This is a genomic window from Streptacidiphilus pinicola, assembly GCF_003258295.1.
Taxonomy (GTDB): domain Bacteria; phylum Actinomycetota; class Actinomycetes; order Streptomycetales; family Streptomycetaceae; genus Streptacidiphilus; species Streptacidiphilus pinicola.
Genome location: NZ_QKYN01000066.1, coordinates 65,187 through 91,054, shown reverse-complemented (window position 1 = coordinate 91,054; position 25,868 = coordinate 65,187). Strand labels below are relative to the sequence as shown.

Annotated in this window: 23 protein-coding genes and 1 pseudogene; 21 read left to right on the top strand and 3 right to left on the bottom strand. The window is 70.7% G+C overall.

Annotation, left to right across the window (positions count from 1 at the left end):
- Positions 1–18: 18 nt before the first annotated feature.
- Entirely contained in the window at positions 19–618 is a 600-nt protein-coding gene (locus tag DN069_RS17370; RefSeq protein ID WP_243639352.1) for a GNAT family N-acetyltransferase, read from the bottom strand.
- A gap of 92 nt (positions 619–710) precedes the next feature.
- Here DN069_RS17370 and thpR point away from each other — a divergent pair, with 92 nt between their 5' ends.
- The gene (thpR, locus tag DN069_RS17365; protein WP_111501923.1) at positions 711–1,265 is read left to right on the top strand and encodes an RNA 2',3'-cyclic phosphodiesterase; all 555 of its coding nucleotides are present in this window, start codon (positions 711–713) and stop codon (positions 1,263–1,265) included.
- A 41-nt stretch (positions 1,266–1,306) separates the two neighbouring features.
- On the opposite strand, the gene DN069_RS17360 is transcribed toward thpR, so the two are convergent.
- Both DN069_RS17360 and DN069_RS17355 read right to left on the bottom strand, forming a co-directional pair.
- Positions 1,307–2,635: an MFS transporter gene (locus DN069_RS17360; protein ID WP_207892177.1), complete on the bottom strand. Its 1,329-nt coding sequence runs from the start codon at positions 2,633–2,635 to the stop codon at positions 1,307–1,309.
- A 169-nt stretch (positions 2,636–2,804) separates the two neighbouring features.
- Entirely contained in the window at positions 2,805–3,011 is a 207-nt protein-coding gene (locus DN069_RS17355) for a cold-shock protein (RefSeq protein ID WP_042374690.1), read from the bottom strand.
- 259 nt (positions 3,012–3,270) lie between these two features.
- Here DN069_RS17355 and DN069_RS17350 point away from each other — a divergent pair, with 259 nt between their 5' ends.
- The 20 genes and pseudogenes from DN069_RS17350 to DN069_RS17255 all read left to right on the top strand — a co-directional run bounded on the left by DN069_RS17350 (position 3,271) and on the right by DN069_RS17255 (position 25,868).
- Positions 3,271–4,143: a menaquinone biosynthetic enzyme MqnA/MqnD family protein gene (locus tag DN069_RS17350; protein WP_111501922.1), complete on the top strand. Its 873-nt coding sequence runs from the start codon at positions 3,271–3,273 to the stop codon at positions 4,141–4,143.
- Between the two features lie 60 nt (positions 4,144–4,203).
- On the top strand, positions 4,204–5,964 hold the full coding sequence (locus DN069_RS17345; protein WP_111501921.1) for a serine/threonine-protein kinase: 1,761 nt from the start codon (positions 4,204–4,206) through the stop codon (positions 5,962–5,964).
- A 33-nt stretch (positions 5,965–5,997) separates the two neighbouring features.
- The gene (mqnC, locus tag DN069_RS17340; RefSeq protein ID WP_111501929.1) at positions 5,998–7,215 is read left to right on the top strand and encodes a cyclic dehypoxanthinyl futalosine synthase; all 1,218 of its coding nucleotides are present in this window, start codon (positions 5,998–6,000) and stop codon (positions 7,213–7,215) included.
- 24 nt (positions 7,216–7,239) lie between these two features.
- Entirely contained in the window at positions 7,240–7,647 is a 408-nt protein-coding gene (locus tag DN069_RS17335) for an imidazolonepropionase-like domain-containing protein (RefSeq protein ID WP_111501920.1), read from the top strand.
- 85 nt (positions 7,648–7,732) lie between these two features.
- Positions 7,733–8,428: a demethylmenaquinone methyltransferase gene (locus DN069_RS17330; RefSeq protein WP_111501919.1), complete on the top strand. Its 696-nt coding sequence runs from the start codon at positions 7,733–7,735 to the stop codon at positions 8,426–8,428.
- A gap of 126 nt (positions 8,429–8,554) precedes the next feature.
- Entirely contained in the window at positions 8,555–9,841 is a 1,287-nt protein-coding gene (locus DN069_RS17325) for a geranylgeranyl reductase family protein (protein ID WP_243639350.1), read from the top strand.
- 10 nt (positions 9,842–9,851) lie between these two features.
- Positions 9,852–11,147 carry a glycosyltransferase family protein gene (locus DN069_RS17320; protein WP_243639348.1) on the top strand — a complete coding sequence of 432 codons (1,296 nt, stop codon included), beginning with the start codon at positions 9,852–9,854 and terminating at the stop codon, positions 11,145–11,147.
- A gap of 405 nt (positions 11,148–11,552) precedes the next feature.
- Positions 11,553–11,912, top strand: a complete 360-nt coding sequence (locus DN069_RS17315; RefSeq protein WP_111501917.1) for an NADH-quinone oxidoreductase subunit A — start codon at positions 11,553–11,555, stop codon at positions 11,910–11,912.
- 49 nt (positions 11,913–11,961) lie between these two features.
- On the top strand, positions 11,962–12,516 hold the full coding sequence (locus tag DN069_RS17310; RefSeq protein ID WP_111501916.1) for a NuoB/complex I 20 kDa subunit family protein: 555 nt from the start codon (positions 11,962–11,964) through the stop codon (positions 12,514–12,516).
- Positions 12,513–13,250, top strand: coding sequence for an NADH-quinone oxidoreductase subunit C (locus DN069_RS17305; protein WP_111501915.1), 738 nt, complete (start codon positions 12,513–12,515; stop codon positions 13,248–13,250). The genes DN069_RS17310 and DN069_RS17305 overlap by 4 nt, the downstream gene beginning before the upstream one ends.
- Positions 13,250–14,614, top strand: a complete 1,365-nt coding sequence (locus DN069_RS17300) for an NADH-quinone oxidoreductase subunit D (protein WP_111501914.1) — start codon at positions 13,250–13,252, stop codon at positions 14,612–14,614. Before DN069_RS17305 ends, DN069_RS17300 begins: the two co-directional genes overlap by 1 nt.
- On the top strand, positions 14,611–15,408 hold the full coding sequence (gene nuoE / locus DN069_RS17295) for an NADH-quinone oxidoreductase subunit NuoE (protein ID WP_111501913.1): 798 nt from the start codon (positions 14,611–14,613) through the stop codon (positions 15,406–15,408). The genes DN069_RS17300 and nuoE overlap by 4 nt, the downstream gene beginning before the upstream one ends.
- Positions 15,405–16,709 (top strand): annotated as a pseudogene (gene nuoF / locus DN069_RS17290) (NADH-quinone oxidoreductase subunit NuoF); the annotation flags it as partial. The gene nuoE and the pseudogene nuoF, both read left to right, overlap by 4 nt.
- Before the next feature lie 122 nt (positions 16,710–16,831).
- Entirely contained in the window at positions 16,832–19,300 is a 2,469-nt protein-coding gene (locus DN069_RS17285) for an NADH-quinone oxidoreductase subunit G (RefSeq protein ID WP_111501911.1), read from the top strand.
- A complete protein-coding gene (nuoH, locus tag DN069_RS17280; protein ID WP_111501910.1) occupies positions 19,300–20,643 on the top strand; it encodes an NADH-quinone oxidoreductase subunit NuoH in 1,344 nt (447 codons plus the stop codon). The genes DN069_RS17285 and nuoH overlap by 1 nt, the downstream gene beginning before the upstream one ends.
- Positions 20,633–21,211, top strand: coding sequence for an NADH-quinone oxidoreductase subunit NuoI (nuoI, locus tag DN069_RS17275; RefSeq protein WP_111501909.1), 579 nt, complete (start codon positions 20,633–20,635; stop codon positions 21,209–21,211). The genes nuoH and nuoI overlap by 11 nt, the downstream gene beginning before the upstream one ends.
- Positions 21,208–22,065 (top strand): NADH-quinone oxidoreductase subunit J, encoded by an 858-nt coding sequence (locus tag DN069_RS17270; RefSeq protein WP_111501908.1) that lies wholly within the window; start codon positions 21,208–21,210, stop codon positions 22,063–22,065. Before nuoI ends, DN069_RS17270 begins: the two co-directional genes overlap by 4 nt.
- Positions 22,062–22,361 (top strand): NADH-quinone oxidoreductase subunit NuoK, encoded by a 300-nt coding sequence (gene nuoK, locus DN069_RS17265; protein WP_037605876.1) that lies wholly within the window; start codon positions 22,062–22,064, stop codon positions 22,359–22,361. Before DN069_RS17270 ends, nuoK begins: the two co-directional genes overlap by 4 nt.
- 19 nt (positions 22,362–22,380) lie before the next feature.
- Positions 22,381–24,279 (top strand): NADH-quinone oxidoreductase subunit L, encoded by a 1,899-nt coding sequence (gene nuoL / locus DN069_RS17260; protein WP_111501907.1) that lies wholly within the window; start codon positions 22,381–22,383, stop codon positions 24,277–24,279.
- The gene (locus tag DN069_RS17255) at positions 24,276–25,868 is read left to right on the top strand and encodes an NADH-quinone oxidoreductase subunit M (protein WP_111501906.1); all 1,593 of its coding nucleotides are present in this window, start codon (positions 24,276–24,278) and stop codon (positions 25,866–25,868) included. Before nuoL ends, DN069_RS17255 begins: the two co-directional genes overlap by 4 nt.

Genomic DNA, 25,868 nt, shown 5'->3' with positions numbered 1-25,868 from the left:
AGCGGCCCACACCCACGCCTACGCGACCCCAGGTAGCTCAACCCGCATTGCGAACAGCATCCCCGGCCAGTCCGGCCCGCTGTCCCGCCGCACCGTAAACGGTTCGACCTCCGTGAACCCCTGGCTCGCGTACCAGTCCTTCAGGCGCCCGTCGTCCCCGGCGAAGCAGTCGACCCGCAGCAGACCGAGCCCGCGGCGCGCGGCCTCCGCCTTCGCCTCGGCGATCAGTAGGCCGCCGACGTCGCGACCCTTGAAGCGACGGTTGGTGGCCAGCAGGTTGATGAAGAGCTCCGGCTCCTCGGCGGCCTGGATGTAGTGCCCGGGTTGCTGCGAGACGGAGAGGACGCCGGCGATCTCGTCGTCCCCGGTCGCGGCGACCCGAAGTTCGCCGCGGTCGACCCGGCCCTGGACGCGGTCGACCAGTGCCTCGCTCTCCGACCAGGGTTGGGTGCCCCACTGCGCGGTTCGGCCCAGGCTCACGAGCCATTCCATGATGCCGTCCATGACGGCGAGGACGCGCGGCACGTCGTCCGAGGTCGCCATGCGGATCTCCAGCGCGTTCGTGGCGGCGTCTGCGCCCGCGTTCGTTTCCGTGTCTGCCGAATTCGTCTGGGTCATACGACCGTTTGTAGCCCAACAGGCTTCCGGACGGTGGGCGTTCGAGTGGTTGATCGTTCCGCTTTCGAGCGAATGCGAGGCAGACTTCCCGCATGAGACTCTTCCTCGCCGTCGTTCCGCCGGAGTCGGCGTTGCAGGAACTGGACGCGGCCGTAAGCCCTTTGCGTGACTTGCCGGGTGCGGCGGGACTGCGCTGGACAGGGACGCAGGGCTGGCACCTGACGCTGGCCTTTCTCGGCCAGGTCGATCCGGCTGACGTCGCGGCACTGGAACCCCGGCTGGAGCGGGTCGCCCACCGGCACCCGGCGCACGTCCTGCGGGTAACCGGGGGCGGGCGCTTCGGCGACCGCGTGCTGTGGGCGGGCGTCAAAGGGGATACCCACGCGCTGCGTCGTCTCGCCGAGAGCGCGAGCGCTGCGGCGCGGCACAGCGGGATAGCGGTGGACGAGCGCCCGTTCCGCGGCCACCTGACGCTCGCGCGCGGCGGCTCGGCCCGCGTGGACCTCAAGCCGTTCGCTGCCGCGCTGGCGGAGTTCGAGGGCGCGGAGTGGACGGCCGGTTCCCTCCGCTTGATGCGCAGTTACCTCGGCGCGGGGCCCGCGCACTACGAGACGGTGGGGGAGTGGGAGTTGACCGGCAAGGCCTAGCCGGGCCGGTCGTCGCGCGGTCTGTCGGCCTCGGCCGCCGTTCACACGGCGGCGGCCCGCGCGCCCTCCAGCGCAGCGCCTTCCAACGCAGCGCCTTCCAACGCAGCGCCTTCCAACGCAGCATCCTCCAACGCGACGCCCGCACCGGCGTCCGTGTCCGCCTCCGCACCGGTCGCGACCGGGCGCAGGCGGCGACGGCAGGCCACCAGCAGCAGTGCGCCGCAGGTGATCCCGGCGCAGGCGACGAGCGCCGCCGTGCGCAGCGAGCCGCCGACCACGGCGCCGGAGGCGGCGGAGCCGAGCGCGTTGCCGGTGGAGAAGACGGTGACGAGCCAGGCGAATGCCTCCGTCGTGGTTCCGGTGGGGGCCAGCTCCGCGATGAGGACGAAGGCGGCGGCGAGCAGCGGGGCGAGGCCGACTCCCGAGAGCGCGGCGGCGCCGCTCATGCCGAGGGGGCCGGGGACGGCGAGCAGCGGGAGGTAGCAGACGGCCATGCCGACGGCCATGGCCCAGGTGCGGGTGGCGGTGGGGGCCTTCCAGCGGACCGCGCCGTAGGCGAGCGCGCCGAGCAGGCCGGCCAGCGCGGCCAGCGCGAGCAGCAGGCCGGTGCCGCCGGGGATGCCGTGGTGCTCCTGGGCGTAGGCGACGAACAGGATGTTCTGGCCGCCGACGGACCACCCCGTCCCGGCGAAGGCCAGCAGGAGCAGCACCAGGCCGGGGGAGCGGAGCGGGCCGAGCCAGTGGTGGCGGGAGGCCGCGCCCGAAGCCTCCGACGCGACCGGGTGCGCTGCCGGGCGCCAGGCACGGGCGGGGCCGGAGGTGGCGACGACGAGGGTGCCGACCAGGCCGAGCGCGGCGGCGAGCCAGAGCGCGGCCTGCGGCGAGCCCAGCGCGGCGATACCCGCGACGAGGAGCGGACCGGCGACGTAGAGGACCTGCTGGGAGGCGGAGTCGAGCGCGTAGGCGGTCTCCAGCTGGTGCTCCTCGACGATGTCCGGCCAGAGCGAGCGCAGGCAGGGCTCCAGCGGCGGCATGAACGCCCCGGCCAGAGCGGCGCCGGTGAGGGCGAAGGCGGCCGAACCGGGGTCGAGGGCGAGCAGCACGTAGCCGGACGAGGCGACCAGCGCGGAGGCGAGCAGCACGCGCGGCTGGCCGAGACGGTCCACGGTGCGGCCGAGGACGGGCCCGCCGACGGCGGCGCTGACCGCGTAGGCGGCGCTGGTCAGGCCGATCTGGGCGTAGGAGGCGCCCGCGCCGTGCAGGGCGAGGGCGATGGCCACGACGGTCATCCCGGCCGGCAGCCGACCGATGAGGGTCCCGCTGAGGAGGCGGAGCACGACGGGGGCGCGCAGCACGGAGAGATAGCCCATGAGTTCGAAGTTATACGTATAACTTCATGAACGCAAAGCCCGACGCGAGGCCCCGACGCAAAGCCCGCTGTAAAGCCCGCCTCCGGAGCCCGCAGGCAAAAGGCAGGGGGCCCGCCTCGCACACATGTGCGGGACGGGCCCCCTTGGTGCTACCAAGGCGCAGCGCGACTTAGGACAGCGGGCTCACGTTCTCGGCCTGCGGGCCCTTCGGGCCCTGGGTGACGTCGAACTCGACAGCCTGGTTCTCCTCGAGCGAGCGGAAGCCCGACGAGTTGATGGCGGTGTAGTGGACGAAGACATCCGGGCCGCCGCCGTCCTGGGCGATGAACCCGAAGCCCTTCTCGGCGTTGAACCACTTGACGGTTCCGGTCGCCATACCGTTCTCCTTGCGAGGGACGTAAAGGACACCACACCCCGTGGTATCCGGTCCGCTGCGCTGATCACCCCGCCGTGCCGAGCCTTCAGGTACTTCTACTTCTCTGCAAAAGCTTCTGAAAACCACAGAAGCCCGCGGTCACAAGTGCTCCGCAGGCTCCAGTACTGCATGGGAAATCAAACTGCAACTGCGGAAAACCCTAGCATGCGCCCCCGCCCCCGGCCAGGGATGATCCGGACGCAGGTCTACTGTTCATCAGGTGGACAACGTGGCATCTCAACCTCAGCAGCCTGGCCAACACACACGGCACCAGCGCCCGCGGGTCGGACACATCCAGTTCCTGAACTGCCTGCCGCTCTACTGGGGCCTCGGCCGGACCGGCAGTCTGGTCGACCTCGACCTCACCAAGGACAACCCGGACGCCCTCAACGAGGCCCTCGTCGCGGGCCACCTCGACATCGGACCGATCTCCTGCGTCGAGTACCTGCGGCACGCCGACCAGCTGACCCTGCTGCCCGACATCGCCGTGGGCAGTGACGGGCCGGTCCAGTCGTGCGTGATCGTCACCGAGCTGCCACTCGACCAGCTCGACGGGCGCCGCGTCGCGCTCGGCTCGACCAGCCGCACCTCCGTCCGGTTGGCGCAGCTGCTGCTGGCCGAGCGGTACGAGGTGGCGCCCGACTACTACACCTGTCCGCCGGACCTCGCCACGATGATGCAGGAGGCGGACGCCGGGGTGCTGATCGGCGACGCCGCGCTGCGCGCCTCGCTGCACGACGCCCCGCGGCTCGGGCTGCAGGTGTACGACCTGGGCGAGATGTGGAAGCAGTGGACCGGGCTGCCGTTCGTCTTCGCCGTCTTCGCCGCCCGCCGGGACTTCCTGTCCCGCGAGCCGGAGACGGTGCGGGAGGTGCACCGCTCCTTCCTCGCCTCGCGCGACCTCTCCATGGAGGAGATCGACAAGGTCTGCGAGCAGACGGCGCGCTGGGAGTCCTTCGACGCGGAGACGCTGCGCCGCTACTACACCGAGGCGCTGGACTTCTCCTTCGGCGAGCGCCAGATCGAGGGCATGCGCGAGTTCGCCGCCCGCATCGGCGCGCCCACGGACGAGGTGCGGATGCTCGGCAGCTGATCGACACCGCCACCCAGGGACCCCCACCAGCCGCCCGCGCCCGCCGCCATACTGCTGGGCATGGAACCTTTGGGGGCGGGGGATCCGCAGTGGATCGGCGGCTACCGGCTGCTCGGGCGGCTGGGCGCGGGCGGCATGGGGCGCGTCTATCTCGGGCGCACGCCCGGCGGGCGGACGGTTGCGGTCAAGCTGGTCCGCTCCGAGCTGGCGGACGACCCGAACTTCCGGGCGCGGTTCCGGCAGGAGGTGGAGGCGGCCCGTCGGGTGGGTGAGGCCGCGGGGCCCGGGCGGGTGTGGACCGCGCCGGTGCTGGACGCGGACACCGAGGGCGCTTCGCCGTGGGTGGCGACCGGCTATGTACCGGGACCGAGCCTGGACGCCGCGGTCCGCGGCTCCGGAGCGCTGCCGGACGCGTCGGTCCGGGCGCTGGGGATCGGGCTGGCGGACGCACTCATCGCGGTGCACGGGGTGGGGCTGATCCACCGTGACCTGAAGCCGTCGAACGTGCTGCTGGCACTGGACGGTCCGCGGCTGATCGACTTCGGGATCGCCCGCGCGATGGACACGAGCCGGGCGCTGACCCGTTCCGGCTTCGTGGTCGGCTCGCCGGGCTACATGTCGCCGGAGCAGGGCGAGGCCGGTGAGGGGGCGTACGGGCCGGTGGGCCCGGCCGCGGACGTGTTCGCGCTGGGCGGGGTGCTGGCCTTCGCGGCGACGGGCACCGGGCCGTTCGGCGAGAGCGTGAGCGCGGCGGTGCTGCTGTACCGGGTGATCCACGAGGAACCGCGGCTGGACGCCGTCGCGGACGGCGACCTGCGCGCGCTGATTGCCCGCTGCTTGGCCAAGCAGCCGGCGGAGCGCCCGACCCCCGCGGAGGTCCGCGAGGCCCTCGGCGGCGCCCCGGCCGGCCGGGACCCGGGGATGGACTCGGGAACGGGCGCAGGAACAGGCTCGGGAACGGGCCCGGCGATGGACGCCGGCTGGCTGCCCGCGCCGCTGGTGGCCGCGATCGGGCGCCGTGCGTCGGAGCTGCTGGACGTGGAGTCGCTGAACGCGGAACCCGTGGCCGGCTTCGGCCCACCGCCGGTCATGCCCGCGCCGACCCCGACCCCCACGCCGACGCCGTCCCGTGCGCCGACCCCCACGCCGACGGACGTCGTCCCGGACGCGACCGTCACCCCGTCCCCCGCGCGGGCCGCGCGCTCGCGTTCGATGCTGCTCTCCGGGGTCGGCCTCGCGGTCGTGGCGGTCGGCGCGCTCGTGTACGGTCTGACCGCGACGCACGGCGGCTCGCCGTCAGGTCTCGGGGGCGGTGCGGGTGCGACGGGCACGCCCACCCAGGGGACGCTGCCTACGACACCGCCTACGACACCGCCGCCGACATCGCCGTCGTCGCCGCTGCCCACGACGCCGCCGTCGCCGCCCTCGCCGGGGCCTAGCTCGCCGAACGCCATCCCGGCCGCGTTTCTCGGGAGTTGGACCGGCACCATCACCACGCAGGACGGCCTGCAGAGCGAGACCGAGAACGTGGTGCTGCGGCCGAGCGCCATCGGCAGTGAGAACGGCACCATGGCGAACATCGGCGACGCGGGCCTCGGCGTGACGGTCGTCTGTGACGGCGCGTGGACGCTGCGGACGGCGAGCGCGGACCGGATCACCGTCGAGGGGCGGCTGATCGCGAGCTACCCGACCGGCCTGTGTACGAACACCGGCGAGGAGGCGCTCACCCTGAACTCCGACGGGACGCTGACGCTCTCGATCACCGATCCGCTCTCCGGAAACCCGAGCGGCAGGCTGCACCGGGTCAGTCCCGGTGGCTGAGAGGCGCTGGCGTAGTCTGACGAGGTGACTTCGCTGGCTGTTGATTCCTCGACCCCGTCCGCCGAGCTCCAGGCCGTCCTCGACCGCGCGGCGGCCGGGGGGCGCATCAGCGCCGAGGAGGCGCTGGAGTTGTACCGGCACGCGCCGCTGCACGCGCTCGGCCGGGCGGCCGACGCCGCGCGCCGCCGACGGTACGCGGGTACGGAGCACATCGCGACGTACATCATCGAGCGCAACATCAACTACACCAACGTGTGCGTGACGGCGTGCAAGTTCTGCGCCTTCTACGCCGCGCCGAAGGACACCGAGAAGGGCTGGTCGCGCGACCTCGACGAGATTTTGCGCCGCTGCGCGGAGACGGTCGAGCTCGGCGGCACCCAGATCATGTTCCAGGGCGGCCACCACCCGGACTACGGCGTGGAGTACTACGAGCGCGCGTTCTCCGCCATCAAGAAGGACTTCCCGCAGCTGGTGATCCACTCCCTCGGGGCCTCCGAGGTGGAGCACATGGCGCGGATCTCCGGCGTCAGCGCCGAGGAGGCGATCCGCCGGATCCACGCGGCCGGCCTCGACTCCTTCGCGGGCGCGGGCGCCGAGCTGCTGCCCGAGCGGCCGCGCAAGGTGATCGCGCCGCTCAAGGAGTCCGGCGAGCGCTGGCTGGAGATCATGGAGCTGGCGCACAACCTGGGCGTCGAGTCCACCTCCACCATGCTGATGGGCACCGGCGAGACCAACGCCGAGCGGATCGAGCACCTGCGGATGATCCGTGACGTGCAGGACCGCACCGGCGGCTTCCGCGCGTTCATCCCGTACACCTACCAGCCGGAGAACAACCACCTGAAGGGCCGCACGCAGGCGACGCTCTTCGAGTACCTGCGGCTGATCGCGGTAGCCCGCCTCTTCCTCGACAACGTCGCGCACATCCAGGGCTCCTGGCTGACCGTCGGCAAGGAGATGGGCCAGCTGTCGCTGCACTACGGCGCGGACGACCTCGGCTCGGTGATGCTGGAGGAGAACGTGGTCTCCTCGGCCGGCGCCAAGCACCGCTCGAACCGGATGGAGCTGATCCAGCTGATCCGCTCGGCCGGTCGCGTCCCGGCGCAGCGCGCCACCACCTACGAGCACCTGGTCGTCCACGACGACCCGGCCAACGACCCGGTGGACGACCACGTCTTCTCGCACATCGCCTCCACGGCGATCGAGGGCGGCACCGCCCACCCGGAGCTGAAGCTGCTCAACGCCGACGGCTGACGCACGACCGACCGAAACCGACTGATGCTCACCATCCACACGGGCACGAACGACGACGCGGTCGCCGTCGAGGGCGACCGCATCGCCGCCGTCGCGGCCGTCGACGCGCTGCGCGCCCACTACCCCGGCGCGCGTGTGCGCGAATGGCCCGGTGAACTCCGGCCGGGTACGGGGTGGGAGGTCGCGCCGCCGGATGCGCCGAGCCCGCGCGAGCGGGTGCACGCGCTGTTGCTGCGCGGGGTGACGGCGGTCGCGCCGGGCGCCTTCAACGACGATCCGGGCCTCGGGCCCGCCGCCGCGCGGGTGGGCCTTCCGGTCGGGATGCCCGCGCCGCTCGTGGTCGGCTCCCGCGCGGACTTCGCCGTCTTCGCCGCGGACGGCTCCTGCCTCGCCACGGTCCTCGCCGGCCGCCTCGTGCACCGCCGGCGGTAATGCTGAGAGACGGTAACTCTGAGAGACGGTAACTCTGAGAGCTGGGAATCCTGAGAGACGGGAATCCTGAGAGGAGAATGGCCGCGTGACCCGAGCCACCCTGGACAAGCAGCCGCACGAGGTCGCCTCGATGTTCGACGACGTCGCGGCGAAGTACGACCTCACCAACGACGTTCTCTCGCTGGGCCAGACGCGCCTGTGGCGCCGCGCCGTCGCGCGGGCCGTGGACGCGCGTCCCGGTCAGCGGGTGCTGGACCTGGCCGCCGGCACCGCCACCTCCTCGCTGCCGTTCGCGGCGGCCGGCGCCCGCGTGGTGCCGTGCGACTTCTCGCTCGGCATGCTGCGTGAGGGCAAGCGCCGGCACCCGGAGCTCCCGCTGACGGCGGGGGACGCGACGAAGCTGCCGTTCGCGGACGGGGCCTTCGACGCGGTGACGATCTCCTTCGGGCTGCGCAACGTGCAGGACACCGACGCCGCGCTGCGCGAGATGCTGCGCGTCACCAGGCCCGGTGGGCGCGTGGTGATCTGTGAGTTCTCCCACCCGACCTGGGCGCCGTTCCGCACGGTCTACACCGAGTACCTGATGCGCGCGCTGCCGCCGGTCGCCGAGGCGGTCAGCTCCAACCCGGACGCGTACGTCTACCTCGCCGACTCCATCCGCGCCTGGCCGGACCAGCCGGCCCTGGCGGCGCGGCTGCAGCGGGCGGGCTGGTCGAACGTGGCCTGGCGCAACCTGACCGGCGGGATCGTCTCGCTCCACCGGGGCACCAGGGCCGAGTAGGCCCGCCCGACCAGGTCTCCCTGCGGGGAGATGGTGGGGGTTACCGTCGGGTCGGGCGGTCGCTGTCTAGACTCGCAGCAGCCCACAGCTGCCATCGAGGCCGCAATCGAGCGAGGAGACGATCTGGTGAGCGAGACGACCGAGGCCCACGCGGACGTGATCGTCGTCGGTGCGGGGCCTGCGGGTTCGGCGACGGCGTACCACCTGGCCCGCTCGGGCCTGGAGGTGCTGCTGCTGGAGAAGTCCCGCTTCCCGCGCGAGAAGGTCTGCGGCGACGGGCTGACGCCGCGCGCGGTCAAGCAGCTGGTCGACATGGGCGTCGACGTGTCCGAGGAGAACGGCTGGCTGCACAACAAGGGCCTGCGGATCATCGGTGGTGGCGTCCGGCTGGAGCTGGACTGGCCGGAGCTGGCGGCGTTCCCGGACTACGGGCTGGTGCGCAAGCGCGCCGACTTCGACGAGCTGCTGGCCCGTCAGGCCGAGAAGGCCGGCGCCAAGCTGCACGAGGGCTGCAACGTCACCGGCCCGATCCTGGACGAGCGCACCGGCCGGGTCGTCGGCGTGACGGCCAGGCTGGAAGACGGCGACGAGAAGCGGGAGGTGGAGTTCCGCGCGCCGCTCGTCGTCGCCGCCGACGGCAACTCCACCCGGCTGTCGCTCGCGCTCGGTCTGCACCGGCGCGAGGACCGGCCGATGGGCGTCGCCTACCGGACGTACTTCACCTCCCCGCGCGCGGACGACGACTACCTGGAGTCGTGGCTGGAGCTGTGGGACCGGCGCGACGGGCAGGACAAGCTGCTGCCCGGCTACGGCTGGATCTTCGGCATGGGCGACGGCACCAGCAACGTCGGTCTCGGTCTGCTGAACACCACCAAGTCGTTCAAGGACATCGACTACCGCGAGCTGCTCAAGGTCTGGTGCGCCGGCATGCCCGTGGAGTGGGGCTACACGCCGGAGAACATGACCGAGCCGATCCGCGGCGCCGCGCTGCCGATGGCGTTCAACCGGCAGCCGCACTACAGCCGCGGCTTCCTGCTGGTCGGCGACGCGGGCGGGATGGTCAACCCGTTCAACGGCGAGGGCATCGCGTACGCGATGGAGTCGGGGCAGATCGCGGCCGGCGTGATCGTGCAGGCGCTGGCCCGGACCACGGACCTGGGGCGGGAGCGGGCGCTGGAGGCGTACCCGCGGATCCTCAAGGACGTCTACGGCGGCTACTACTCGCTGGGCCGCGCCTTCGTGAAGGCGATCGGCAACCCGCTGGTGATGCGAATGGCGGCGCAGCACGGCCTGACGCACCCGGTGCTGATGAAGTTCGTGCTGAAGCTGCTCGCCAACCTGACCGACCCGCAGGGAGGCGACGCCATGGACCGGATCATCAACGGTCTGGCCAAGGTCGCCCCGAAGGCGTGAGTAGCTGAGCATGAGTGTCGAGCCTGACATGACGGTCGAGGACGGCGCCGTCACGGAGGAGTCCCCGGAGGCGCCGCCGCGCGGTCGCCCTCGGGGTGCGGCGGTGGAGCGGTTGCGGGCGGCCGGGGTGCGGTTCGGTCCGGCGCTGGGGTTGTACGGCGGGGTGAAGCTCGTCGGCCTGCTGGTCTTCCTGCGACTGCTGGCCTACTCGGGCACCTACCGGACCAACACCCCGCGGTACGGCGGCGGCGCCAAGCCCTGGGACGTGCTGGGTTCCTGGGACGGCTGGTGGTACCAGGACGTCGCCGCGCACGGCTACCACCCGGCGCTGACGCCGATGGCGCCGCTCGGGCCGTTCACGATGGAGCAGAACTCCGTCGCCTTCTTCCCGATGTATCCGGGGGCGATGCGGCTGGTCAGCGAGGTGACGGGGCTCGGCCTGTACGGGGCGGGCATGCTCGTCTCGGTGGTCAGCTCCTTCGTGGCCGCGGCGGGGATCTTCGCGCTGACGGAGCTGGTGACCCGGAGCCGTCGCGCGGGCGTTCTGGCGGCGGGGTTGTGGGCGGTCTTCCCGGCCTCGTCGGTGCAGTGGTCGGTCTACTCCGAGTCGATCTTCACGGCGCTCGCGGTCTGGGCCTGCTGGGCGGCGGTGCGCCGCCGCTGGTACCTGGCGGGCGGGTTGACGCTGCTGACGGGCCTGACCCGGCCCTCGGCGGCGACGCTGATAGCCGGCCTGGTGGTGGCCGGCCTGGTGGGCCTGTACCGGGTGCGGCCCGGCTCCGGATTCCGCGGCTTCGCGGGGCCGCTGTTCGCGATCGTCACGGCGCCGCTCGGCCTGGTCGGGTACCTGACCTGGCTGGGCCTGGAACTGCACGACTTCCACGGCTACTTCACCCTGCAGCAGCGCGGCTGGGCGCACTCCATGGACGGGGGCCAGAACGCCTTCAAGTCCATCCAGGGCCTGCTGCTGGGACGGTACGACTACCTCTTCCCCTACCCCACCGAGGATCTGGTGGGGCTGGCGGTGCTGATGGGCCTGCCGATCCTGGTGTTGCTCCTGTTGCGCCTGCGGCCCCCGGTGGTGCTGGCGGTGTACACGGTCGGCACGATCGTGCTGATCATCGTCAGCCAGCAGATGTTCGGCACCATCAACCGCTTCGTGATGCCGCTCTTCCCGCTCGCGATCCCGCTGGCGCTCGCCCTCAAGCGCCTGAGCCGCGCCCAGGCGCTCACCCTCCTGCTGATCCTGGGCGCGCTCTCGGGTTGGTACGGCGGATACGCGATCTTCAACCTCGGGGTGCCGTAACGGCGCCCGTTCTGAGACGTCCTGTGAAGCGCCCCGGCTGCCCGTCAGCCGGGGCGTTTGCGTTTCACCCTCGGGTGCGGAGGTTCACTAACACGTGTCCGGGCCAGGAGCAAAACTTGCTTTGGATGCCACGCGAATGCTAGGTGCAACCCCTTCGAGCTGCGCAGATGCCAAGAGCCGCCACTGCTTGTGAATGAAAGCACACACAGTGTGTCCGATTTTGCACTCTCATTGCTTCATGATCATCCGTCAGGTGGTGTAGATCACAATCTTGGTCCGTGACCGCGTGTCGCAGATCACATGCGAAGAGGCATAGGATGCAGCCGTCTTGGGAGCTTGTGAACTGCCTCACATGTGGGGATCACAGCCACAGGCTCGGACTGACGCCTGGAGAGGTCGTTCGGCATGAACGCTTATGCGCCGATTCTGGTACTTGGCGCCATCGCGGCTGCGTTCGCGGTCGGCTCCGTGGCAATGGCCGCGCTGACGGGCCCGAAACGCTACAACCGGGCCAAGCTCGACGCCTACGAGTGCGGGATCGAGCCCACGCCTCAGCCGACCGGGGGCGGGCGCTTCCCGATCAAGTACTACCTGACGGCGATGCTCTTCATCGTCTTCGACATCGAGATCGTCTTCCTCTACCCGTGGGCCGTCAGCTTCGACGCCCTGGGGATCTTCGGCCTGGTCGAGATGGTGCTCTTCATCGCCACCGTGTTCGTCGCCTACGCCTACGTCTGGCGTCGTGGCGGCCTGGAGTGGGACTGACTGAGTGGGACTGACTGGGACAGACGGGGACTGACGGGAGACGGCAGAGATGGGTATCGAGGAAAAGCTTCCCAGCGGCTTCCTGCTCACCACGGTCGAGCAGGCCGCGGGTTGGGTGCGCAAGAGTTCGCTCTTCCCGGCGACGTTCGGGCTCGCGTGCTGCGCCATCGAGATGATGACGACCGGGGCCGGCCGCTACGACCTGGCGCGCTTCGGCATGGAGGTGTTCCGCGGCTCGCCGCGGCAGGCGGACCTGATGATCGTCGCCGGGCGGGTCAGCCAGAAGATGGCCCCGGTGGTGCGCCAGGTCTACGACCAGATGGCCAACCCCAAGTGGGTCATCTCCATGGGCGTCTGCGCCTCCTCCGGCGGGATGTTCAACAACTACGCGATCGTCCAGGGCGTCGACCACATCATTCCGGTCGACATCTACCTGCCCGGCTGTCCGCCGCGGCCGGAGATGCTGATGGACGCGATCCTCAAGCTCCACGAGCAGATCCGCCACGAGAAGCTCGGCGTCAACAAGCGCCGTGCCGAGGAGGAGGCGGAGGAGCAGGCGCTGCAGGCGGTCCCGACCATCGACATGAAGGGGCTGCTGCGATGAGCGAGAACGTTCCTGTGCCGCGCGAGGGGCAGACGGAGCTGGAGGTCATCGGCGTCCGGCACGGCATGTTCGGTTCAGGTGGTGCAGCCGGGTCGGGCAACGCGGCGAACGGCGGCTCCGGCGACACCTCCGGCTACGGCCGCCTGGTCACCCCGATCGCGCTGCCGCCGGCCAGCACCCGCCCCTACGGAGGCGCCTGGTTCGACGAGGTGGCCGACGAGTTCGAGGGCGCGCTGGACGAGCAGGGGCTGAGCCCCGCCGCAGCGATCGAGAAGACCGTCGTCGACCGCGACGAGATCACCTTCCACGTGCACCGCGAGCACCTGGTCCAGGTGATGCGGACGCTGCGCGACGACCCGGCGCTCCGCTTCGAACTGTGCACCGGCGTCAGCGGCGTGCACTACCCGGGCGACGCCGGGCGGGAGCTGCACGCGGTCTACCACCTGCGCTCGATCACCCACAACCGGCTGATCCGGGTCGAGTGCTCCGCGCCGGACGACGACCCGCACATCCCGTCCACCGTCGCGGTCTACCCGACCAACGACTGGCACGAGCGCGAGACCTACGACTTCTTCGGCATCGTCTTCGACGGCCACCCCGCGCTGATGCGGATCATGATGCCGGACGACTGGCTGGGCCACCCGCAGCGCAAGGACTATCCGCTCGGCGGCATCCCCGTCGAGTACAAGGGCGCGCAGATCCCGGCTCCCGACCAGCGGAGGTCGTACTCCTGATGAGCACCCAGCACTCCGAAGCCCAGCACTCGACCCCCGAGACCGCGCAGGCCCCTGAGCGAGAGACCACCGAGGGGCGCGTCTACACCGTCACCGGTGGTGACTGGGACGAGATCGTCAGCGCCGCGGCCAAGGCGGACGACGAGCGGATCATCGTCAACATGGGGCCGCAGCACCCCTCCACGCACGGCGTGCTGCGCCTGATCCTGGAGATCGACGGCGAGACGGTGAAGGAAGCCCGCTGCGGCATCGGCTACCTCCACACCGGCATCGAGAAGAACATGGAGTTCCGCACCTGGGTGCAGGGCACGACCTTCGTGACCCGCATGGACTACCTGACGCCGTTCTTCAACGAGACCGCCTACTGCCTCGCGGTGGAGAAGCTGCTCGGGATCACCGACGACGTGCCGGAACGGGCCAGCGTCATCCGCGTGATGATGATGGAGCTCAACCGGATCACCTCGCACCTCGTGGCGCTGGCCACGGGCGGGATGGAGATCGGCTCCACCACGCTGATGATCTACGGCTTCCGTGACCGCGAGGTCATCCTCGACATCTTCGAGCTGGTCACCGGCCTGCGCATGAACCACGCCTACGTCCGCCCCGGCGGGCTGGCGCAGGACCTGCCGCCCGGCGCGATCGACCAGGTCCGCGAGGGTGTGAAGCTGCTGCGCTCGCGGATGCACGAGTACGACAAGCTGGCCACCAACAACCCGGTCTTCAAGGCCCGGTTGGTGGACGTCGGCTACCTGGACCTGGCCGGCTGCATGGCGCTCGGCGCGACCGGGCCGATCCTGCGGGCCACCGGCCTGCCGCACGACCTGCGCAAGACGCAGCCCTACTGCGGCTACGAGAGCTACGACTTCGAGGTCGAGACCGCCGACACCTGCGACTCCTACGGGCGGTTCCTGATCCGTCTGCGGGAGATGGACCAGTCGCTGCGGATCGTCGAGCAGTGCCTGGAGCAGCTCAAGGGCGGCGACGGCGCGGTGATGGTGGCCGACAAGAAGATCGCCTGGCCGGCCCAGCTGGCCCTCGGCGCGGACGGGATGGGCAACTCGCTCGACCACATCCGCACCATCATGGGCGAGTCCATGGAGGCGCTGATCCACCACTTCAAGCTGGTGACGGAGGGCTTCCACGTCCCGCCGGGGCAGGCCTACGCGGCGGTCGAGTCCCCGAAGGGCGAGTTGGGCGTGCACGTCGTCTCCGACGGCGGCACCCGGCCCTACCGGGTGCACTTCCGCGACCCGAGCTTCACCAACCTGCAGACGATGGCCGCGATGTGCGAGGGCGGGCAGGTCGCGGACGTCATCGTCGCGGTGGCCGGCATCGACCCGGTGATGGGAGGCGTGGACCGGTGAGCGCGACTGGGCATGAGACGGCACAGCACGCGGTACAGCTGGGCCTGCCGGAGCTTCCGGCGGAGCCCTATCCGGCCGAGGTGCGCGAGCGGCTGGACCCGGACGCGGCGGCGATCGTCGCCCGCTACCCGCAGTCCCGCTCCGCGCTGCTGCCGCTGCTGCACCTGGTGCAGTCCGAGGAGGGCTTCGTCTCCCGGACCGGCATCCGGTACTGCGCCGAGCAGTTGGGCCTGACCACGGCCGAGGTCACCGCCGTCGCGACCTTCTACACGATGTACCGGCGCCGCCCGGCGGGCGAGTACCACGTCGGGGTCTGCACCAACACGCTGTGCGCGGTGCTCGGCGGCGACCAGATCTTCGCCGAGTTGCAGCAGCACCTCGGGATCGGCAACAACGAGACGACCGAGGACGGGTCGGTCTCGCTGGAGCACATCGAGTGCAACGCGGCCTGCGACTACGCGCCCGTGGTGATGGTCAACTGGGAGTTCTTCGACAACCAGGACCCGGCGAGCGCCAAGCAGCTGGTCGACGACCTGCGGGCGGGCGCCGAGGTGACCCCGACGCGCGGCGCGAAGCTGTGCAGCTTCAAGGAGACGGCGCGGATCCTGGCGGGCTTCCCCGACGGGCGGCCCGGCGCGGTGGACGAGTCCGGCGCGGGCGGCGCGCCGTCGATGGCGGGTCTGCGGCTGGCCCACGGCGAGACGCTGCCGGGCACCGGCCCGGCCAAGGTCGTCGCGCCGCGCCAGCAGGAGTCCGCCGAGGAGCCCAGCGAGACGGAAGGGGACGAGGCATGACCGCGACGCACCCGGAGAAGCTGCTCGCCCCGGTCCTGTCGGCGACCTGGGGCGAGGAGAAGCCCTGGACGCTCGCCACCTACCGGGCGCACGACGGCTACAAGGGCCTGCACGAGGCGCTGCGGATGAACCCGGACGACGTCATCGCGCTGGTCAAGGACGCCGGCCTGCGCGGCCGCGGCGGCGCGGGCTTCCCGACCGGCATGAAGTGGCAGTTCATCCCGCAGGGCGACGGCAAGCCGCACTACCTCGTCGTCAACGCGGACGAGTCCGAGCCGGGCACCTGCAAGGACATCCCGCTGCTCTTCGCCAACCCGCACTCCCTCATCGAGGGCATGATCATCGCGAGTTGGGCGATCCGCTGCAGCCACGCCTTCATCTATCTGCGCGGCGAGACCGTGCCGGTGCTGCGCCGGCTGCACGCGGCCGTGCAGGAGGCGTACGACGCCGGCTACCTCGGGCAGAACGTGCTGGGCAGCGGCTTCGACCTGGACATCACCGTCCACGCGGGCGCCGGCGCGTACATCTGCGGCGAGGAGACGGCGCTGCTGGACTCGCTCGAGGGCCGGCGCGGCCAGCCGCGCCTGCGGCCGCCGTTCCCCGCCGTCGCGGGTCTGTACGCCTGCCCGACGGTGGTGAACAACGTCGAGTCGATCGCCTCCGTACCCGCGATCCTGCACCGCGGCAAGGACTGGTTCCGCTCGATGGGCAGCGAGAAGTCGCCCGGCTTCACGCTCTACTCGCTGTCCGGGCACGTCACCAACCCCGGCCAGTACGAGGCGCCGCTGGGCGTGACGCTGCGGCAGCTGCTGGACATCAGCGGCGGCGTGCGCGAGGGCCACCGGCTCAAGTTCTGGACGCCGGGCGGCTCGTCGACGCCGATGTTCACCGACCAGCACCTGGACGTGCCGCTCGACTACGAGGGCGTCGGCGCGGCGGGTTCGATGCTCGGCACCAAGGCGCTGCAGGTCTTCGACGAGACCACCTGCGTGGTGCGGGCGGTCACCAGGTGGACGGAGTTCTACGCCCACGAGTCCTGCGGCAAGTGCACCCCGTGCCGCGAGGGCACCTACTGGCTGGTCCAGCTGCTGCGCGGGATCGAGGCGGGCGAGGGCGTGCCGGGCGACCTGGAGAAGCTGCAGGACATCGCCGACAACATCAACGGCAAGTCCTTCTGCGCGCTGGGCGACGGCGCGGCGAGCCCGATCTTCTCCTCGCTGCAGTTCTTCCGCGACGAGTACGAGCAGCACCTGCGCGAGCGCCGCTGCCCGTTCGACCCGTCGGCGTCGACCGTCTGGGCGGGGACGAGGGGACGGCGGAACGCGGCTGGTAAGGATCGCAGCCCGGAAGACGACCCGCCGGGTGATCGAGGCCGGGACGGGCGGAACGGCGACTTCGACCAGAGCGAGAACGGAGTGATGGCGTGACCGCGACGGTCCCGGAGAAGAAGTCGGCGGACGCTGATCTGCTGACCGTCACCATCGACGGCGTCGAGGTGAAGGTGCCCAAGGGCACCCTGGTCATCCGCGCCGCCGAGATGATCGGCGTCGAGATCCCGCGCTTCTGCGACCACCCGCTGCTGAGCCCGGCCGGCGCGTGCCGGCAGTGCATCGTGGAGGTGGAGGGCCAGCGCAAGCCGGTGGCCTCCTGCACCATCGAGTGCGCCGACGGCATGGTGGTGAAGTCGCAGCTCACCTCGCCGGTCGCGGAGAAGGCACAGCGCGGTGTGATGGAGCTGCTGCTGATCAACCACCCGCTGGACTGCCCGGTCTGCGACAAGGGCGGCGAGTGCCCGCTGCAGAACCAGGCGCTCTCGCACGGGCAGGCCGAGAGCCGCTTCGACGGGGTGAAGCGCACCTACGAGAAGCCGATGCCGATCAGCACCCAGGTGCTGCTGGACCGCGAGCGCTGCGTGCTGTGTGCCCGCTGCACCCGGTTCAGCGAGCAGATCGCCGGCGACCCGTTCATCGAGTTGCTGGAGCGTGGGGCGCTCCAGCAGGTCGGCACGGGCGCGGGCGACGACTTCCGCTCGTACTTCTCCGGCAACACCATCCAGATCTGCCCGGTCGGCGCGTTGACCTCGGCGGCCTACCGGTTCCGGTCGCGGCCGTTCGACCTCACCTCCTCGGCGAGCGTCTGCGAGCACTGCGCGAGCGGCTGCGCGACCCGCACCGACCACCGGCGCGGCAAGGTGCTGCGGCGCCAGGCCGGCGACGACCCGGCGGTGAACGAGGAGTGGAGCTGCGACAAGGGCCGCTTCGCGTTCCGCTACGCGCAGCTGCCGGACCGGTTCAAGACGCCGCTGGTCCGCAACGCCGACACCGGTGAACTGGAGCCCGCCTCCTGGCCGGAGGCGCTGGCCGCCGCCGCGCGCGGGCTGGTCGGCAAGCGCGCGGGCGTCCTGGTCGGCGGCCGCTCGACGGTCGAGGACGCCTACGCGTACAGCAAGTTCGCGCGCGTGGCGCTCGGCACCAACGACGTCGATTTCCGGGTGCGGGTGCACAGCACGGAGGAGGCCGAGTTCCTGGCCGCCGCCGTCGCCGGGCACGGCGTGGACCTGGACGGCGCTGGGCTCGACTACGCGGCGCTGGAGGGCGCGAGGACGGTGCTGCTCGCGGGCTTCGAGCCCGAGGACGAGTCGCCGATCGTCTTCCTTCGGCTGCGCAAGGCGGCCCGCACCCGCGGGGCGAAGGTCTTCTCGATCGCGTCCTGGGCCTCGCGGGGTCTGACCAAGATGGGCGGGACGCTGCTCCCGGCGGCGCCCGGCACCGAGGCGGAGTGGCTGGAGGCGCTGGCCGAGGGCGATCCGCTGGACGGTGCGGCGGGCGAGGCGGCGCGGCTGCTGCGCGAGCCCGGCGCGGTGGTGCTGGTCGGCGAGCGGCTGGCGGGTTCACCCGGCGGCTACAGCGCGGCGCTGCGGCTGGCCCGGCTGGCGGGCGCGCGGCTGGCGTGGATCCCGCGGCGGGCGGGGGAGCGTGGGGCGATCGAGGTCGGCGCGCTGCCGAACCTGCTGCCCGGCGGTCGTCCGGCCACCGACCCGGAGGCGCGCCGGCAGACGGCCGTCGCCTGGGGCCTGGCCGAACTGCCGTCCCGTTTCGGCCGCGACACCTCCGGCATTCTGGCGGCGGCGGCCTCCGGCGAGCTGGACGCGCTGCTGGTCGGCGGCGTCGAGATCGACGACCTGCCGGACCCGGCCGTCGCGGACGAGGCGCTGGCGCGGGCCGGGTTCGTGGTCAGCCTGGAGCTGCGGCCGAGCGCGGTCACCGCGCGGGCGGACGTGGTGCTGCCGGTCGCGGCGGTCGCCGAGAAGGCGGGCACCTTCCTGGACTGGGAGGGCCGTGTCCGGTCCTTCGAGGCAGCGCTCAAGCCGGACCAGATGACGCAGCGTCACCTCACCGACGACCTGCGGGTGCTGCACATGCTGGCCGACGCCATGGACCGGCACCTGGGCCTGCCGGACGTCGTCGCGGCCCGCCGCGAGCTGGACGCCTTCGGGCCCTGGCGCGGCGACCGGACGGACGCGCCGATCGAGTTGGCCCGCCCGCTGCCGCGTCCGAGCGCGGGCGAGGCGGTGCTGGCCGGCTGGCGGCAACTGCTCGACAACGGCGTGCTGCAGCAGGGCGACACGGCGCTCGCCGGGACCCGGCACCCCGCCGTGGCCCGGCTCTCGCCCGCGACGGCGGCCGAGGTCGGCGTCGCGGACGGCGCGCCGCTGACGGTGACCGGCCCGGCGGGCGTGGTCACGCTGCCGCTGGCGATCACCCCGGAGCTGCCGGACCGGGTGGTCTGGCTGCCGCTCAACTCCACCCCGGACGGAGCGGCACGCGGACTCGGTGCGGTGCCGGGGCGGATCGTGGCGCTGGCCTCTACGACGGATGGCGAGGAGCGGTGATGCATCAATCGGTGCTGCTCGCGGCCGAGGATCTGAGCTTCTTCGGACGCGACCCCTGGTGGCTGGTGCTGCTGAAGGCGGTGTTCTGCTTCGCGTTCCTGGTGCTGACGGTGCTGATCGCCATCGTCTGGGAGCGCAAGGTCGTCGCCTGGATGCAGCTGCGCATCGGCCCCAACCGGCACGGCCCGTGGGGCATGCTGCAGAGCCTCGCCGACGGCGTGAAGCTCGCCCTGAAGGAGGACCTGGTCGTCACGGCGGCCGACAAGGTGGTCTTCGTCCTGGCGCCGATCGTCTCCGCGATGCCGGCCTTCATGGCCTTCGCGGTGATCCCCTTCGGCCCGGCGGACCACGAGATCTCCATCTTCGGCACCCGGACCACGATGCAGCTGACCGACCTGCCGGTCGGCATCCTGTTCATCCTGGCCACCGCCTCGATCGGGATCTACGGCATCGTGCTGGCGGGTTGGGCCTCCGGGTCCACGTATCCGCTGCTGGGCGGTCTGCGCTCGGCGGCACAGATGGTCTCCTACGAGATCGCGATGGGCCTGAGCTTCGCGGCGGTCTTCCTCTACGCGGGCTCGATGTCGACCTCCGCGATCGTCGACGCGCAGACGCACACCTGGTTCGCGGCGCTGCTGCCGGTGAGCTTCGTGGTCTACCTGGTGTCGATGGTCGGCGAGACCAACCGCGCCCCGTTCGACCTCCCCGAGGCCGAGGGCGAGCTGGTCGGCGGCTTCAACACCGAGTACTCCTCGCTGAAGTTCGCGATGTTCATGCTGGCCGAGTACATCAACATGGTGACCGTCTCGGCGGTGGCCAGCGTGATGTTCCTCGGCGGCTGGCGGGCACCGTGGCCGATCACCGCCTTCTGGGCAGGGGCCAACCACGGCTGGTGGCCGATGCTCTGGCTGATCATCAAGATCCAGCTGCTGCTCTTCGTCTTCATCTGGCTCCGCGGCACCCTGCCCCGGCTGCGCTACGACCAGTTCATGAAGCTGGGCTGGAAGGTGCTGATCCCGGTCTCGCTGGTCTGGCTGGTCCTGGTGGCCACCGTCCGCGCGCTGCGCAACGAGGGCCACAACTTCGGCAACGTGGTGCTGTGGGTGGGCGGCGCGGTGGTCGTGCTGGTGCTGCTCTCGGTGCTGTTCGACATGCTGCGGCCGAAGAAGGACGGGGCCGCGGGCGTGCCGGCCGGGCCTGCGCCCTTCGACCCGATGGCGGGCGGCTTCCCGGTCCCGCCGATGCCCGGACAGCAGCTTCCGGCGGTGCCGCGACGTCCGTCGCGGGTCGAGAACGACCAGACCACTGTTCCTGCACTGAAGGGAGACGACGGTGCCTACTGAGAACCATGGGTCATGGGGGCTCGGACCCGCCGCGGGCTTCGGCGTGACCTTCAAGGCCATGTTCAAGAAGCGGCTCACCGAGGAGTACCCGGAGTACAAGAAGCCCACCGCGCCGCGCTTCCACGGCCGGCACCAGCTCAACCGTCACCCGGACGGGCTGGAGAAGTGCGTCGGCTGCGAGCTGTGCGCGTGGGCCTGCCCGGCGGACGCCATCTACGTCGAGGGCGCGGACAACACCGAGGAGGAGCGTTACTCCCCGGGTGAGCGCTACGGCCGGGTCTACCAGATCAACTACGCCCGCTGCATCCTCTGCGGACTCTGCATCGAGGCCTGCCCGACCAGGGCGCTCACCATGACCAACGAGTACGAACTGGCCGACAGTTCCCGCGAGTCGCTGATCTTCACCAAGGAGCAGCTGCTCGCCGGGCTGACCGAGGGCATGGTCGACTCGCCCCACGCCATCTACCCGGGCATGGACGAGCGCGACTACTACCAGGGCCACGTCACCGAGGCGGCTCCTGGCACGGAGCAGCAGGTCGCGCACAGCAAGGGGGAGGTGGCCTCGTGACCTCCACGGGTGAGGCCGTCCAGTTCTGGGTGCTGGCGGTGGTCGCGGTCGGCGGGGCGCTGGGCATGGTGCTCTGCCGCAAGGCGGTCCACTCGGCGCTCTGCCTGGCCGGCACGATGATCGCGCTGGCGATCTGCTACATGGCCGAGGGCGCGGTCTTCCTCGGCATCGTGCAGATCGTCGTCTACACCGGCGCGATCATGATGCTGTTCCTCTTCGTGGTGATGCTGGTGGGCGTCTCCTCGGCCGACTCGGTCAAGGAGGTGCTGAAGGGTCAGCGGGTTGCCGCGGTGGTCGGCGGCCTCGGCTTCGGCGTGCTGCTCTGCGCGGGGATCGCCAACGCGAACCTGCACAGCTTCCAGGGGGTCGGGGCGGCCAACCAGGCGGCGGGCGGCAACGTCCCGGGCCTGGCGGCGCTGATCTTCACCCGCTACGTGTGGGCCTTCGAGGTCACCGGCGCGCTGCTGATCACCGCGGCGGTCGGCGCGATGGTGCTGACGCACCGCGAGGCGACCGAGGTCAAGCAGAGCCAGCGCGAGCTGGCCGAGCAGCGGGTCCGCCTCGGCACGCAGGTCACGCCGCTGCCGGCGCCCGGCGTCTACGCCCGCCACAACGCGGTCGACGCGCCCGGCCTGCTGCCGGACGGCACCCCGGCTGAGATCAGCGTCAACCCGACGTTGCGCCAGCGCGGCCAGATGCGTCATCTCGGCAGCGACCTGCTGCGCCGCATGGGCGAGTTGGAGCAGTCCACGGCGGGCTGGCTCGGCCGCAAGGCCCCGAAGCCCCGCAGCGGAGCCGAATTGGCCCGGGTCGAGTCGGAGGAGACCGAGCAGCGGGAGGTGGAGTCGAAGTGAACCCGGTCAACTACCTGTACCTCGCGGCCCTGCTGTTCACCATCGGCGCCGTCGGCGTCCTGGTGCGGCGCAACGCGATCGTGCTGTTCATGTGCGTGGAGCTGATGCTCAACGCCTGCAACCTGGCCCTGGTCACCTTCTCCCGGCTGCACGGCAACCTGGACGGGCAGATCATCGCCTTCTTCACCATGGTGGTCGCGGCGGCCGAGGTGGTCGTCGGGCTGGCCATCATCGTGAGTGTCTTCCGCACCCGTCACTCGGCCTCGGTCGACGACACCAACCTCATGAAGCTGTAGCGGCGGAGGCTGAGCGATAGTGGACAATCTCATCCCCGTACTGGTCGCGGTTCCGCTGCTGGGAGCGGCGTTGCTGCTCTGCGGCGGGCGCCGCCTGGATCGGGTCGGGCATCTGCTCGGCACGCTCCTGGCCTTCGCCTCCTTCGGCGTGGGGCTTGCTCTCTTCTTCTCCATGCTGGGCCGGGCCACCGACCAACGGCCCATCCACGACCACCTGTTCACCTGGATTCCGGTCAACGGCTTCCAGGCCGAGGTCGGGTTCCAGCTGGACCAGCTGTCGATGACCTTCGTGCTGCTGATCACGGGCGTCGGCTCGCTGATCCACCTGTACTCGATCGGGTACATGGCGCACGACGAGAAGCGACGCCGGTTCTTCGGCTACCTGAACCTCTTCCTCGCGGCCATGCTGCTGCTGGTGCTGGCCGACAACTACCTGCTGCTGTACGTCGGCTGGGAGGGCGTGGGTCTCGCCTCGTACCTGCTGATCGGCTTCTGGCAGCACAAGCCGAGCGCGGCGACCGCGGCCAAGAAGGCCTTCCTGGTCAACCGCGTCGGCGACGTCGGCCTGTCCATCGCGGTCATGCTGATGTTCACCACCTTCGGCACCTTCGCCTTCACGCCCGTCTTCGCGCACGCCTCGCAGGCGACGCAGGCCACGCTGACCGGCATCGGCCTGATGCTGCTGCTGGCGGCCTGCGGCAAGTCGGCCCAGGTGCCGCTGCAGTCCTGGCTCGGCGACGCGATGGAGGGCCCGACCCCGGTCTCGGCCCTGATCCACGCGGCGACGATGGTGACCGCCGGCGTCTACCTGATCACCCGCTCCTCGGCCATCTTCAACCTGGCGCCCACGGCCCAGTTGGCGACGGTCGTGGTCGGCGCCGTGACGCTGCTCTTCGGTGCGATCATCGGTTGCGCCAAGGACGACATCAAGAAGGCGCTCGCCGGATCCACGATGTCGCAGATCGGCTACATGGTGCTGGCGGCAGGCCTCGGCCCGATCGGCTACGTCTTCGCGATCATGCACCTGGTCACCCACGGTTTCTTCAAGGCCGGGCTCTTCCTCGGCGCCGGATCGGTCATGCACGGCATGAACGACGAGGTGGACATGCGGAAGTACGGCGGCCTGCGGAAGTACATGCCGCTGACCTTCGTCACCTTCGGGCTCGGGTACCTGGCCATCATCGGCTTCCCGGGGCTGTCCGGCTTCTTCTCCAAGGACAAGATCATCGAGGCGGCCTTCGCCCACGGCGGCACCGAGGGCTGGATCCTCGGGACCTGCGCGATGGTCGGCGCCGCGGTGACCGCGTTCTACATGACCCGCGTGATGCTGATGACCTTCTTCGGCGAGAGGCGCTGGGTCGATGACGCGGAGGGCAACCAGCCCCACCCGCACGAGTCGCCGGCCGTCATGGGGATCCCGATGGTGATCCTGGCCTTCGGCTCGGTCCTCGCCGGCGGGCTGTTCAGCATCAACTCCTCCTTCGTCAACTGGCTGAGCCCGGTGACGGGGTACGAGGAGGGCCACTCGCCGCTGAGCACCACCGAGGTGACCACCGGCACCATGGTCGTGCTGGTCCTCGGCGTCGGCGTCGCCTGGCTGATGTACGGGCGCAGGCCCGTCCCCGCCGTGCCGCCGCTCGGTTCGCTGCTCACCCGGGCCGCCCGCCGCGACCTGCTGCAGGACGACTTCAACCACGTCGTCCTGGTCAGTGGCGGCTCGCACCTGACCCGCTTCCTGGTCTACCTGGAGGGCCGGGGCCTGGACGGGCTGGTCAACGGGATCGCCGCGCTGGTCGGCGGGACCTCGGGCCGGGTGCGCCGGGTCCAGAACGGTTATGTCCGCTCCTACGCCCTGTCGATGTTCGGCGGCGCGCTGGTGCTGGTCGCCACCACGCTTCTGATGAGGGCCGTCGCATGAGCTTTCCTCTTCTGACCGTCACCACGGTGGTCCCGGCCGTCGGCGCGATCCTCACCGCCGCGCTGCCGCCGGCGACGAACACCCGCAGCCGCGACCGCAACAAGGTCGTCCCGCTGGCCTTCTCGCTGGCGACGCTCGTGTTGGCCTGCGTCGCCATCGCCCGGTTCCAGCCGCACGGGGCGCGCTTCCAGCTGACCGAAAACCACAGCTGGATCTCGCAGTTCGGCATCGGCTACAGCGTCGGCGTCGACGGCATCGCGGTGGTGCTGATCCTGCTGACGACGGTGCTGGTGCCGTTCGTCATGCTGGCCTCCTGGCACGACGCGGACCCGGTGGTCGACGACTCCGGCACCTTCGAGCGCAACCGCCGCACCCAGGGCTTCTTCGCCCTGATCCTGGCGGTCGAGGCGATGGTGGTGCTCTCCTTCGAGGCCACCGACGTCTTCCTGTTCTACGTCTTCTTCGAAGCCATGCTGATCCCGATGTACTTCCTGATCGGCGGCTTCGGGGACCGGACCAAGGGCGAGGACGCGAAGCAGCGCAGCTACGCGGCCGTCAAGTTCCTGCTCTACAACCTGCTCGGCGGCCTGGTGATGCTGGCGGCGGTGATCGGGCTCTACACCAAGACCCACACCTTCGACCTGGTCTCCATCACCACCTCGCTGCAGAACGGCACGCTGCACTTCTCGCCGGTGGTGGAGAACGCGCTCTTCCTCGGCTTCATGTTCGCCTTCGCCGTGAAGGCCCCGCTGTGGCCGCTGCACACCTGGCTGCCCAACGCGATGGGCGAGGCCACGGCCGGTGTCGCGGTGCTGATCACGGCGGTGGTCGACAAGGTCGGCACCTACGCGATGCTCCGCTTCTGCCTGCAGCTGTTCCCGCAGGCGAGCAAGACCTTCGCCCCGGCGATCCTGGTGCTGTCCGTCATCGGCATCATCTACGGCGCGCTGCTGGCGGTGGGCCAGAAGGACATCAAGCGCCTGGTGGCCTACGCGTCGATCTCGCACTTCGGCTTCATCATCCTCGGCATCTTCGCGCTGACCAGCCAGGGCCAGTCCGGCGCGACCCTGTACATGGTGAACCACGGCGTCTCCACGGCCGCCTGGCTGCTGGTGGCGGGCTTCCTGATGTCGCGTCGCGGCAGCCGGCTCATCGCCGACTACGGCGGCGTGCAGAAGGTGGCGCCGGTGCTCGCCGGCACCTTCCTGATCGGCGGACTGGCGATCCTGTCGCTGCCGGGCCTGGGTCCCTTCGTCAGCGAGTTCCTGGTCCTGGTCGGCACCTTCGAGCGCTACCCGGCGCTCGGCATCGTCGCCACCGCGGGCATCGTGCTGGCGGCGCTGTACGTGCTGGTGCTCTACCAGCGCACCATGACCGGCCCGGTCAAGCCCGGCAACGAGGCCGTGGGCGATCTGAAGGCCCGTGAGCTCGTGGTCGTGGCCCCGCTGATCGCGCTGCTGCTGGTGCTCGGCATCTACCCGAAGCCGATCACCGACATCGTCAACCCGTCGGTCAACCAGACGCTCTCCCAGGTCGGTCGCACCGATCCGGCCCCGCACGTCGTCAACGCCATCGGAGGTGGCCAGTGA